Source organism: Nocardia sp. NPDC059180, assembly GCF_042754945.1.
Taxonomy (GTDB): Bacteria; Actinomycetota; Actinomycetes; order Mycobacteriales; family Mycobacteriaceae; genus Nocardia.
In genome coordinates, this window is record NZ_JBHZBU010000004.1 from 181,917 (window position 1) to 196,147 (window position 14,231).

Annotated in this window: 1 protein-coding gene (only partly in view); it reads right to left on the bottom strand. The window is 64.0% G+C overall.

All 14,231 nt of this window come from inside a single coding sequence — locus tag ACFXNW_RS15005, DUF2332 family protein (protein WP_379418252.1), on the bottom strand. Of the gene's 63,105 coding nucleotides, 12,285 precede the window and 36,589 follow it; the stretch shown corresponds to coding positions 12,286-26,516 — codons 4,096 (complete) to 8,839 (partial); the first complete codon in reading order (the gene reads right to left) occupies positions 14,229-14,231. Both codon boundaries (start and stop) fall beyond the window edges.

Consider the following 14,231-nt stretch of genomic DNA (forward strand, 5'->3'; position numbering starts at 1 on the left):
AGTTTGGCGCGCTCGATCAACTTGGTTGGAACCAGGTGCTTGGTCGCCACCATTCCGGTGGCGATCCCGGATGCCAGAAGCGCCTGTACTCCAACGGAATGATCGCCCTGGCTAATTATGTCGACCAAAAGAATAGCGCCTACCTCTGCCCCGAGAACTGACGGGGGAGTGAGCACCAAAAAGTATTTGATAAATCGGTCTTTGAACATGTGACGGGGACCGTCGAGTATGCCAGGTTTGCCAGACTTATCTTGGCGTTCTTCATTATGCTTCGGCGGCATCGGGGGCAGCTTTTTCAACACCCCGATATTTCTCAGATGGAGCGCGCCGCTCACGCCCAGCGAGGCCGGCCCGAGGATGGGGCCTGCTGCTTTTCCGACCGCGCTGGCGAGCGCGGTCTGAATGACATTATATCGCTGAGCGGCACGGCGATCTTCGTCCGTTTTGGACAGCTTGGCACGATAGGCAGGGCCCGCGTTATCGATGATGGATTTGGCTATCGTGGCGGCGGTCGCCGCGGTGATGAGGGCGGCCGGGGCTCCAGGCAAATCGAGCAGCACCCAGCCGCCGGCGCCGAGCATAGCCCCGCCCGCGACCCCTGAAGCCCCGATCAGCGCCGTCCGATTGTCGCCCAAGTCAGTAACGGGCCCGGCCGCTGTTTGGGTAATTATCGCAGCCGCCTGAGGCACGATCATTGCCAGAGCGACTTCGTCCAGTGGAAGACCCATCTCGCGCAATGACAACGGCAAGGCGACCGTGACGGCGCTATCAGCGATAGAGGTCGTTATGGAGCCCCTGGCCTGCGCTGCGAGTTCCGGGTTTGCGGGCTTCTTCGGTCCTTTGCTGCGAATCCAACGCAGGGAGGATTTCCAGGAAGAGTCATCATTGTTGGCGGGCAGGCCATTGTTCTCGCCCTTTTTACCTGGGGTGGGTTCGTCGGGGGTCTCACCGGGTTCGGGTTCGGAAGGTTCGTCGAAGCGGTTGAAAACAGCTGGGTCTCGCCCGTCGGGGCCGAGCTGGCGTCGAGGTTTGCCTACGAGAGTGTGGGGTTCGCGTGCGTAAGGGTTGAACTCGACGTCGGACAGGTAGCCGACTTGCGGGCCGGGGGTCTGTCCGGTGCCGCCGGTTTTCGGAGCGTGCGGGTTGTCTCGGACGCTCGGGTGGTCGCCTTCGGTTGGGGCGTCGCGGGTATGGGGGTGGTCGCCGCGCACAGGGGAATCGCGGATCGCGGGATCGTCCGTTGAGGCGAAGAGCGGATCCGCCTCGCCGGTGAATCTGAGCTGGCGTGCCTTGACGGCCAGTTCCGCGGGTTCGCCGGGACCCAAGAGGTCCTGAGCCAGACGCAGGCGTTCGGCTACCACATGTTCCGATACCTCCCAGATCGCCGCGATCTCCGGGACTGATTTTCCTGCTGCGAGCTGATCGAGGATCCGAATCGTCCGAGCGAACCTCGCCGCGAGCCATTCGGGGTTCGCGCTGCTGATGATGCCTCGGCGGAGCGCGACCAGGACTGTCTCGAATCGGTCGTGGGTGCCGAGTCGCTCCTTGATGCGGTGGCCGTCACGCGTGACCGCCGACACCGACACGCCGAGCTCGGCGGCGGTCTGCGTGTCCAGCATTCCTTGTGCGAAACGGCGTAGTAACGCTGCCTCGTGCGGTGACAGACCGGCCGTTTCGGCCGCGTCGATCGCCGCCTGGTGTGGAACGGTGGTAACGGCGACCACCAGATCGGCATCGACGGTGACCCGTCCAGACATTTCGGCCACCGGGGGAGTCGGCTGCCCCGTCTTGCGGATGAGAACCTCGGCGGTGAACGCATCGTTGTCGGCTGGGTCGAAGGTGATGTCCAATTGTTTGTACGAGGGCATCTCCCCGGTGAGGGACGCCCACGCCCTGCGGGCGCTTTCCTTGGCGGCCAACAGCCGAACGTGATCACTGATGCCCACCGTTCGGAGCCAGCGCTGCTCGCGCCGTCGGAAGGCATGGGCTCGGCCGGCAGGCGTCATCGGACGATTGCGTTCAGCGTGGATACCGATCGCCCGGATATCGTCGCCGGCAACTACGGCGCCGACAAAGAAGTCGTGCTGCGTGGTCGCGCCCACGCCGCCCTCGAAGATCAGTGCCCCATCAGGTCCAGAGGTGACCGGCAGATCGGCGAAACCGCGACTCAGTAATGCCTGCTCAGCGACCCGCCGCAGGTATACGGCCGACGAGGTCTTCGAACCGTTGCCGACGATCTCGGCGGTGTGCACCCCGGGTGGCACCAGGCGGACGAGCAGTCCGGGTCGCGCCGATTTCTGGGCGAGCGCAGGTGTTTCGGTGCCGGACACGTGCGCTGCGGAGGGAGTCGGTTGGCCGTGTAGCGTGCCGGTCGCCTGGTGCGGGGAGCTGTCGTGTCCAGCCGGCGGATCAGCCCGACTCAGGACGGGTGTGTGGTAGAAACCCAACGGTTCGAGCGGTCCGGCGTCGTCGTCGGAGAGCGCTACGGGGCCGGCATCACCGCCGGCTTGGGGGTCGTCAAGCGTCGCATCCGGGGGTGCCGACGAGGCCGGTGTGCTGAGAACAGGGTCCGGCGCCTGGTGCGGTGTGGTGTTGCGTGTGCTCTCTGGCCTATGCGCGACGGGGGAGTGATAGAAGCCGGACGGTGCGTGTGGATCGGCATCGACGTCGAGCAGGCTCTCATGCCCGGGAACCACATCGCGGATGACTCCCGGTTCCGGACGTCTCGGCAAGGAAGGGGTCTTGCTAGTAAGACTGTCCGGGGTGGGCGCCGATTCCGCCCGGGTGACTTCGGCGCGTTGAGGGTCGTTGCCGGTTGCTACCGGCGGTTTATCCGGGTCCGTGACGTAGGTGCCCTTAGGCGTGATCACCAAGAGGCCTTCGTCCGCGAGAACTCGATAGGCGCGCCGAATCGCGCCTGGCGATGCACCAAGAGCGCGTCCGAGCTTTGTTGTCGAGGTCATGAGGACACCGGGGCCGAACTCGCCGTCGATGATCTTCTGCCGAATCGCGGGCGCAAGCGCCGTTGCCCAGTTGGTTGCGGCTGCCGCGTTCACAAGCGTGTCCGGTGACGGCTCGCCGGTGAGGATCGTCAGTGTCTCTTCGACCGAAAGCGGGATTTCTACGTCCGGCGCTGCTTCGTCCGGCCACTGCTGCCGTTCGTTCACCGTGGTAGCTGATCCGAAGGTTCGCAGATAGCCTTCGTCGGCCAGATCGTGATAGGTGGCGAGGATCGACTCCGGCGAAATCGACAGCTTTTCAGCCAAGTGGCTGGCGAACGCCAGCTGTTGCCCCTCTGGCACCTCGCCATTGCGGATCGTTCGGCGCAGTCCGGCCGTCAGCGCCTTGTGCCAGCCGATGCGGGCCGCGGTATAGGTCAGCCCCTTCGTCAGCTCGGCGCTGATGAGCTCGATCTGGCGGTCGGGCGCCAGTCTTGGATTCGCGAACGGTGCCTGAGGGGGCGTGCCGGATTGTTGTTCTGCGCCATCAGATTCGCCCACCGGTGATTTCTCGGGCGGGGTCTCGTCCTCGTTGTTGGGTTCGCCTTTGACTTTGGCTTTGCGTGGTTGGGGTTGGTCTGGTTGGTGGGGGTGGAGGTTGGTGAGGTCGAAATTCTCGTCGGTGGTGAGTTCGGCGATGTAGATCTTTTGGATGTCGTCGGCGTAGGGGAGGGTGTATTCGTCGCTGGTGCGGACGCGGGGGATGCGGTCGGGGTCGTCGGGGTCCGTGCCTTCGGGGTCTTTGATGTTGGTGTCGAAGATGAGGAGGGCGCCGTTGCCGATGTCGGTGGCGACGGCGGAGTGCATACCCTTCTTTTTGCCGTAGTCGTAGAGGAATACGGTGGTGTCCAGTGGGTTGTCGGGGTCGGTGATCTTGTCGGCGAGCTTGTCGAGGTAGGCCGATATCGCCGCTTGGGGGTCGCCGGTGTAGGGAAGCTCGACGAGCTGGGTCCCGATGGCGTTGGCGAGGTGTTTGGGGTTGTTGTGTCCTCGTTTGAGTGTGGTTCCGTGCCGGAGTCCGAGTGCTTTTGTGACCTCGGTGGTTTGGTTGATGCAGTCGAGGACTGTGCGGGCCTTGTGGCGGCCGAAGAGTCGTTGCAGAACCCTCCAGGCCCCTACGGCGCCGAAGCCTGCGGCGAGAGCTGTCGCCGTGGGCGCCTGCCCCCAGAGCGCGAGTGCGCCACCGCCTGCGCCGACGCCCAGAGCAACCCCACCCCGCATCGTCATACTGCGCAGGGATTGAACTTGCCCGAATACGTTCTCGGGTGTCTTCTTGCGCCCGTAGGTGGCGATGGGTACGCCGGTCGAACTGATGAGCATCCAGCCACCAGCGTAGATCGACGTGGCGAGGAAAGGATCGGTCGTAAACGCCTCCGCGATACCGGCCGCGGCTATACCAGCCGCTCTTATCGCGACCGTCGTTTTGATGCGGAAGTTGTTCAGCCATTTGGTGGGTACGACAATCCCCACGACCGCCCCGGCGGGGATGATCAACGACGCTGCGGTAATTTCTGCCACCGACATGCCCGAATTGGCGAGTAGCGACGTAATCACGGTGAACTGCATGCCCGTGTAGACGTTGGTGATTGCGTGGGCGTTGTTGATGTGTCGCAGAAGGTCGTGGCCGTAGATCGTACGCCCGCCCTCGACGACCGAATCGCGCAGTCGTTCCCGGAACTTACCCTCTTTCGGCTGGGTCGGGAGGTCCGGTATTTTCGACAACGTTGTTAGGTTGACAAGTTTCGCCCCGAGATCGATCGCCGGCGCCATCCACATACCGGCAGCCACGATCCCTGGCGCCGCCGCGCTCCCGACCACCCGAGGGACGTTCGTGTTGAGCGTGTTGAAGCGGGTGAGCCCGCTTTGCGCATCGCCGACCATGAGGTTGTTTATCTTGTCGGCACTGCTTGCGAAGAGGGTCGAAGCACCCGCTCCCACGACTGTGGTTGCGATGAGAATGGGGACGGTGTATGGCATTCCCGTCCCGAGCGCGGCGATCGCTATGACCGCTGTGCCCGTCATTACGCCGCCTGCGCCCCACATCATCTTCTTGGGCTCGCGGTCGGCCATATAGCCCCCGAGCGGTGAGAGGACCATGCCGGATCCGTTGACCAGCAATCCAACGGCCCCCGCCACGGCGGGCCCTGCTTCTTGCATCCACCACAGGGCCATAGCCCCGTTCATGATGGCAGCGCCGGTACTGTCGAGCGCCGAGGCGCCGAGTCGAATTCCGACCTTGCGGTCGGTGAGAATCAGCTTCGGCAGCGAGGTGATCTTCTCGTCGCCACCAATCGGCTCGACTGTGGAATCGGCCGTTGCCGGCTCCAGTCCGTCCGGCGAACGCTCGGGCTCCTCGCGTGGCGTGGGCGACGCGGTCGGTGTAGCGATGCCCGGTGTCGTCCCTGGCTTGTTGCCGGGCTGTCCGGCAGTCGGAGTCGGCGGGGTGGATTCGGGTTCGGCCGGTACGGAATTCCGTCCGGCACTGCGCTTTTCGGGATCGCTGTGCCGTTGTCGATCCGGGGAGCCTTCGTTGAAGCGGTTGAAGACGGTCGGGTCGTTTCCATCGGGGCCAACTGGGCGGGTGGGCCTGCCGGCAATAGTGTGGCGTTCGATTTTCGGATCGAACGGGTTGTTTCCAGAAGTCGCGCGGGCGTCGTGGAACGACACGACCGGGCCCGGAGGCTGCCCACTGCTCCCGGACTGCTTCGGGTTCTCGACTGTGAACATGGCGGGAACGCCGGGTGCGGTGGGCACACTGACCCCACCTGGACTCGGGTAACCCTGCGGTGGAGGCACTTCCAGCCATTCGATCACCAGACGCCCGTTTTTCCATTTCCGGTCCACGACCTGGAAATGGGCGCCAGGGGCGAACAAGACTTCGCCCTCCTCCGGATTGTCGGAGATCTGCGAGATGTCTCGGCCGGTGGAAGAACGGATGATGAACTTCACTTTTCCGGGGTAGTAGGCGTCATCCTTTGTGCTAGCGCTCGAGAAGGTTGGTGCCGTAATGATCGTACCGATCCGGTTTTCGGCCAGGATCCGGATGAGGCCGCCGGGTACGTTGACCTCTCGGTGTACCCACCGCGTGTAGGCGGGAAGTATTTCGAGCGCAGCAGTGAGACCTTGTATCAGGTGGTGATATTCGGCGATTCGTTGGGGGTCGCCGGAACGGAGCGCGTCATTCATCGCCTCGAAGTAGTTATTCGTGGCGTATGTGGCGATTGCGACGTACGCAGGGATCAGACGCTCGTCCAAGTCGGGATGGTTCTGCCGCACCCGATTCGCATGAGATTCGTAGTCGCTGGAGACGTCGCCGCTGAGTGATTCGGATTGGCGGATTGATTGGTATAGCCGGTGGAACGCGGCGAGTCTCCAGGATGGTTCAGCGGGCCAGACGCCCATTCCGCCGAGGAGATCGGGAAGATCCGCGGCGAGTGCGGGATGTACCTCGCCCTCGGTGACCTTCGCCGCCAGTTGGTCGCGGGTGAGCCATTCGACGCGCTCGGTTTCGATGCCATCGCTGACGATGTCGAACTGTTCCGGGGTGTCGGCGAGCAAGGTGGTGTATGTGCCCTCGGGCGAATGTGCGGCCCGAATATCGATGAGTCGCAGTCTCTGCGCCTCGTTCTCGCGTACGCCGTAATCTTCGACGAGCTTACGCGCTGCGCCCTGGGCGGGAGTTTCGTCGGAATGCAAAGCGCCACCAGGCAGCTGCCAGTTTCCTTGGGAAGAGCCCGGCGCCGGTTTTGCGACCAAATACCTGGCGGTGCCCGCGCTGTCGATATGCCTGATCAGCACGCCGGCTGCGTCGAACTCTGCCCGAACACCCGGGGCGGGGTTCCCATCACCTGATGCCCCGGGCCCCACGGTGAGCTGGAACGGATGCTCGAGGTCGTAGGAGGTGCTGATCCAGTCCACCACGGGGAGCGGCACCGGATTGCCACTGCCGTCGAAGAAGAGGGCCCTGGCAAGTGGTGCCTGATCGTCGACGCGAAATAGATCCACGTCGGCGTCAGGGTCGATCCGCACGATGCTGTCGTCATAGTGCTCGAGAACGAACGGTCGTGCATGCTCGCCGCCGCTGTCTACGACCACTGAAGCGTCGTCTCCGAGCTGCTCCAGTATGGCGTTGATGCGGCTCATGGTGATCGGTTGTGTGAACCGCCCGCCCGACAGGGCTTCCAGGTCGGCTTCGGTGAGCGCGGTCGAACCGGGTTCCGATATCACCTCCGCGCGATACATGTCGTTGATGATTCGGGCCACCGATGCGCGGCGGTCGTAGGGGAGACTCGCACCGATATTGCCGAGCCCGGTTGCGTCCTCTTGCAGGACTTCTCTTACCCTGGCCACTTCCGCGTCGATGTTTCCGCCGTAGCGTGCCGCGATAACCTGGGCCTGCAGTAGATCTTTGGCGACGCCGTCGAGGCGGCGGACCCGGTCCGCCGCGATCAGATGTCTTTCGATGTCGCGAACGCGTTCGATGCCCTCGGGACTGGTGCGGAGTGTGAAGGTGTCATCGAAGGGATGTGTTGCCGCGATTTCGCGCAGCAACGCGCTATCTGTTGCGTCGGGGTCCAACCGCAGTGCATCGGCGGCGTGATCGCGTCGGGCTCGAATCCGGCCGAGCTCGGCCTCGGCAAGTCGCCGGACATGCGTCAAACGACCGGGGGTTGGTTGCTCGCTGCGTGGCCGGGTATCCGGGCCCGCCTTCGACGGGTGATTCCTATCGAGTGCGTGTGCGGAAGGGGTGGCATCGACAGCGAAGCCGAAGGTAAGGCCGGGCTGCTGTTTACGCGGGTGCGGCGCCCGGGCAAGAGGTTGATCGAGCTGGGGGTTGTCGTCGACCACGTTGGGCGGTTCGAACCGAAGCGGAGGGCCCCCGCCTGGTCGCCGGGTGCCAGGATCGGATCCAGTCGGGGTGGACGAACTGGTTTCCTCGGGGTCTTGGGTCTGGTCGGATGGCGCATCGGTGCCCGGTGCTGTGTCGAAGCGGACGGTCAGGAAGCGGGGGCGGTAGAGGCTGACGTCGTCGAGAACAAGCCTGGGGCGACGCCCCTCGGGCCAGTCCTCGGGCACCGCCCAGTTGACGTTGTACGACACAACAAGCCCACCGGAACCACGATCCAGATGTGGATGCGCAAGCGCATTGTAGGACATAGCGTTTGGGTCGCTGTACGTTCCATATAGGCCGGTTTCGGGTGTGGTGTAGAGCACCGTCTTGTCCACGAACGGCCCGAGCGGTGTCGGCGCGGCGTACGCGACGATATTGGCACTGTAGATTTCGGTCCCGTCAGTGGTGATGAGCAGGTATCGGTCAGCGTGGCGGATAACGCTGAACTCGTTGGACACTCCGGCCATCAGATCCACTGCGGCACGCTCGTCGGCGCTCCACCCGTTGTCGCCCGTGTAGTACTCCCAATCCCCCCTGAGGCTCTCACCCGCGACACGGGCGATACGGAGGTATCGCCGGCCCTTGCCATGGTCGTGCGCACCGTAGATGTAGGTGTAGCCGTCGGCGCGGTGGAGCGCCGACCCCCATGACACGCCCCATGACGATTCCCGCACGGTGACATCGATGGGCTGGGCCGGGTCCGCCGCCTCGAACCGCGCGATGACCAGCCCGTCGGACCTCTTGTCGCCACGAAGCCCGGTCGGCCGGTAGCGCCGATAGACGATCTCGACGAACTCACCGACCACCATGGCATCGCCGGCCCAGTAGACGGCGCGGCCAATGTCGGCGGGTGGCTCCAGCACCGACAACGGCGCGTCCGCGGTGCCGCCATATATGGTCGTGAGCCGGTCTCCGTCTTGGATCACCAGACTGTTGCGGATGAACGGCGTCTGGCCGCCATGTTGCCGCACGTTCGCTCGGGAACCGTCGGGGTTCACCGTGCCGAGGAAGGTGTCGGAGAAGATCCACAGGGTGCGGCCGTCGGGCAGTTCCACCGAGTATGTGCTGTCCGCGCCGGTCCAGGTGAGCTCACTGGAATTGTCGTTGCCGTATGCGGTGAACAACTCCGTGAGCTCATCACGATCCACCGAGACGATGGCGGGTACCCGCGAGGGCGGACTACTCGATGTCGAGATGTCACCATTCGCCGGCTGCTCGGATCTGTTGTCCGGGCCGCCTTCTGGTGTGGGGTCCTGGAAGTTGTTGAAGCGGTTGAAGATGCCGGGGGAGTAGCCATCCGGGCCGAGTCGGCGGCTCGGTGTGGAAGGGCGGGAGGTGTGTTCTCGTGCCAGAGGGTTGAAGTCATGGGCGGGTTGATAGCTGACTTCTGGGCCGGGGGTACGGCCGGTGCCACCGGAGGTGCCATGTCCGGGTTGGGCAGGTCGGCCCGGATCCGCGGACTGCATGAACCCTTGGCGGGGGTCGGCATGGGGGCTGGGCTGATCGGGTGTCGGTGCTGCTGGTTCGTGCCAGATCAGCAGGTTGGTCATATTGTCGTGGTTGCCGGTGGTGTGGGCGTGTTCGTTGAGCGCGGCGGCGACGGCGCGGTGGTCGCCGGGGGATTGTTCGTGTGCTTGTCGGACGATCGCGGCGAGTGCGTCGGGTTGGTAGGTGTCGTGCCAGACGCCATCGGTAGCGATGAGCACGTAGCCGCGGCCTTCCATCGGGATCTTCGTGGCGTGCGATTGCGCGTCGTCGGGGAGGGGGCGCCCCAGCGACCGCGTGGTCTGGCCGGAGTAGGACAGCTGCAACGCCTCGCCTTCGGGCATGCCAGAGGCGATCAGCTTCGGCACGATCGTGTCGTCGACGCTGAGCTGCTTCGGTTCCCCACCGTCCATCGGCAGCCAGTACACGCGGGTATCCCCGGCCGAATCGATGACGAGGGTTCCGGATCGCATCACCGCGAGCGCGGCCGTGGAATCGGGAGAATTCGGCTGTCCGGGGGTTTCGGCAAGATCTGCCACCGCGGTACGGGCAGCTGACATTCCGCGACGCACGACGCGGAGCGGATCGAACTGGCCCGTGGATCCGAGCTCTGTCGAAACAGCCGACATGCTGGCGATGGCCGCATGTACTGCTGCCTGCGCCGCCTCGCCGCCGCGAGCAGAGCCACCCACTCCGTCGGCGACCACGGCGAGCTGCACCGGTTCGCCGTCTACGGTCACCGTGACGAATCCGAACGCGTCCTCGTTCGAGTCGCGGCCACCATGTTCCGGACCCACACCGAGATCGCTGACGGCGGCAATCGGGCCGGCCGCCTGCGTCGAATGGTCGCCGGGCGCCGTCGGCACCTGGCTGGATGCGGCGTTGAATGCCGGTTGCGGACCGTCCGGCGCAGGGAGAACATTCGGGTCAGGCAAGAGGCCTGCTGCCGTGAAGAAGTCCACGATGTCGATGCCTGGGGAGCGATTCGGCAGCTCGGTCGCAACGACGAATTCGCGCGTCTCCGTGCCGAGGTACAGCCGGACCGTTAGTGCCTCTTGTCCGTCGATGATTTCGTATTTGGCATGGATCAGCGGGTTCTGTGGTGTGGCGGCGGCGCCCGCGGTCTCGATGCTCTGGTCGAGTTCGGCATTCTGTTCTGGGGTCAGATATCTGCGCAGCATCGAATCCCACACGATGGTGGCGCTGCCGCTCCTGTCTGCGGCCAGTCGACGCGGCAACCAGGTGAGCGCGCTTTCCTGGTCGATCGGCATAACGCCTGCGCGTTGCGCGTCGATGAACGAGGTCTGGATCCGTCGCACGGCATCGTTGTCGGTGCCGACGAATCCTGCGGCGAGGCGCCGCTGATCGTCGAGATTGTCGGCTTGCAGCGGGTCGAGGTCGGCGCCCGCGACCTCGACTACGCGCGGCCACACGCTGAGCAGATTGCGAGCCTGGTCCATCTGATCGGGCCGCCCGGACCAGCGATCGTCGATAACGGTCGCGGCTTCGGGATTACCGTATTCTTCACCCGCGAAGAGGAATCGATACAGGTGGGCGCGCGCATCCAGCATCCCGCATGCGCCGATCGACAACACCCGCAAGGGCAGCCCCGTGGCGCGGGCCGCGAGAATTTCCACCAGCAACAGCAAACGTGATCGCGCCGGATCGTTGATCTGTGTGCCGCGGAGCAAGAATGGCGCCAGTTCCGAAGCATTGTCGCGGATGGTCCGGAGAACATCCGCCGCCATCGTCTCCAGACCGGCATCGGTGTGCGCTGGTTGGCCTCCCATGACCGTGTGCCAACGGGCTACGTCGGGTTCCAGACCGGAAAGGGCGCGATGATGCACAGCCTGGAGCAGGCGGAAGACGGGGTGTGACGAGGGCTTGCCACCCGGCGGCGAATGCGGAACCAAAAGTTCTGCGACGATTCCGCCCGCGGCAGCGTCTGCCGTCATCGCACGCAGGAGGTACATGTCCTGGTGGCGGTGCGCCTTGTTCTCGGCTGACAGCAGCGAGGCCATCAGTTCGTTGTCTTTTTCGTACCAGATCAACGCGCGTTCGATACCTGCGATGACAGCACGGAGGCCCGGATCGGATGGCACGGGTAACGGGGGCTGCGCCGACGAGAGTGGGCTGTGGTGCGCTGCATTCGATTCGGACGACGCAGCGCTGTGCCCGAGCTGAGCCGCGGTACGCGGGGGCTCGGCAGGAGGCGACGCGGGCGTTGTGACCGCGTCAGGTGCTGGCGTTACATCCACGGCCGCCCACAGCGAAGCAGCTTCGCTGCCCACCGGCGTTCCGGGACCTGCCACTACCGTCGCATGAAACAGCCAGTGGTCTTCGCCCATGTCTCTGGACTGGTCGATGCGGATCGTCAGACCATTCGGGAGCAACTGGAGCGGAAAGATCGCCGACGCATCAGGCAGGACGAACAACGGGAATGCCGGGGTCCCTGCGGGAACGGTCAGCGTGACCTTGCGCCGGTCCCCGAAAATGGGCGGTGTCACTCCCGTCGTTGCCAGCGTCAACTCGGGCAAATGGACCTCGGTCCCAGGCTCGATCGGGCCCGCGGTCATATCCACGAGGTGGTCGGGGAGGCTGATGCTCACCACCATCGGCTCCGGCAGCGGACGGCGGGCAAGAACGGCATTGATGGCTGCCAAGGTGTTGGCCTGCTGCGGCGAGAGCTCATGGTGGTCGCGCAGGGCGATCTTCAGGTCAACGATGGATCCGTGCCCGAACGGATCCATCGCGAAGGGCAGTATCGCCGCGAGCTCCGCATCGGTGAACTCCGAGACGACCTCGCCCCAGATCTCGCGACCGTACTGCAACCTACTCGCGTATCTTGCCGAGGACTTTCTGGATTCGAACAGAACCCGCTCCGGCGAGTGGGTATCGGATTCGGCGGCGCCACTTCGGAGTTGATCAGCGGGGCGCAGGGTTTTATGCAGGTGGACGATTCGATCGTCGATCGCCTGATCGTGCCCGGCCGCGGCATGTCGGGCCTCGACCGCGTGGTAAAGGTGCGACAAGAGCTGGAACCGCTGCGGCTCTGCGCCGGCGGGACGTTTGATGTGATCGAGTAGCTCATCGATCAGCTCACGTACCTGCGTGAGTTCGTGACGGCTGATGCCGTCCGGTGCAATGGCGTTCCTCGCGAATTCGAGCGAAATACCGTTGCGCGCCGAGCGGATTCGCTGCTCGTCCAGCACTTCCAGCAGACGCGACACGACTGGATCAACGGATCGGTCGGCGCCGGGCGGCTCGCCGAGCGGGCCTTCGACAGGCTTGGTGCTGCGCGGGGCATCCGACTGCAGAATCGAGTCGAAGTCAGGCCCCATGTGGTTTTCGTCGTTCATGGTGAAGAGCACTGCACGCGTGGGCGCGGTTCGATGTGCGCCGTTCTCCAGACTCAGTTTCTCCCAAGCGCTCAGCTCGTACGGGCCGTGCAGTCGGCTGTCGAATACGACGATCTCGGGGCCTGCGGGAAGGTCGAACCGGGTGAGAGTGAGTACGTGGTGGCGGCTTGCCCCTTCCACGTAAACCAGCGAGGTGTCTGCGGTGGTGGACGCGAGCAGGTTCGCGACCATCTGCTGCCATGTGGTCGGCGGCTGATCAATGACGTTGTCCGCCAGTGCCGCCCACCGCGGATCTTCCGGTGCGGGGACGCCGCCACGGAACAGATCCAGCTGGCCCAGGGCGTAACTCGACCTCACCAGGCAATCTCGCGCCTCCATGCGCAGCATGCCGATCTCGTCGGCGCGGCGTCCACGGGCTGCTGCGTTCCTGGCTCGTTCCACGATGTGGGTCGCCATGATCCGCTGTACTTCGTTCGCACTTCCGTGTGCCCATGCCGTGTATGCCTCTGGAAACGCCTCTTTCGGAACAATGTCGCCATTGCTGTCGAAACTGAAGCCGCTGAGAATGCGACGCAGCCAGATTTTGACTTCTTCCTGGTTTTCGGGGTCGCCTCCGGTGCGGCTGAACACTTCGAGGACAGCAGGGAGTACATTCTCCCAGTCTTGGGCTGCGCGTTCACTTACCGTGAGATCGCGTGCAGCTTCCTCGGTCGGACGGGACTGTACGTCATGCCCGATTTCGTGACTGAACAACCGGCTGACAGGGTGATCCCGTGGTCCGGAATTCTCGCGATTGTCGACGTCGTCCTCGTTGACGTAACGCGATAGCTCTCGGTTGGTGGCAAATCGTTCATTCCATCTGATCCACGATCCCTCAGGAGTCGGGTGCAGGTATCCGATTCGATGGTCACGCATCATCGGCCGTACATCGAGGCCGACGATACCGAGTTCACCGATCAGTTCTTGGTGGTAGCGGATCACGTCGGCGACTTCACGACGGGTCGTGGAATCGACTACTTCCAGGCCGACGAGCTGCATTCCGAGGTCAGCAGCCATATCGCTGATACTTTGGATGGCTGTCGCGGACTCGGAGCGAAGTGGGCTGAGGACGAGCTCGTTACGACCTTCCCACTCGCGAGCGCTGTCCACCACGGTTCGTTCCAATACCCGGTGGCCCGCTGTTATGTCGGGACTATTGTTGACGATCGCCGAAGCCGACTCCTCCAATGCTATCCGCATATCGAGTGATCCGTCGGCCCGGAAGCTATCGGCGCTGAATTGTTCGCGCAGCCAGGTCGCGGAATTGTTGGGGTCGCCTCCGTGCTGGAGGTAGTATTCGTCCAGGTCTAGGAGTGCGCGACTTTCCGCGCGCCACCTTCCAGAATAGATCATCGCGTTGTGGAAGGTTCGAACGGCAATGTCGCGCATGTCCTCATCCAGGGCGGATGGCGATGCGCCGGCATTGATGGAAATCTTGATCGAGTACGCCGATACTTC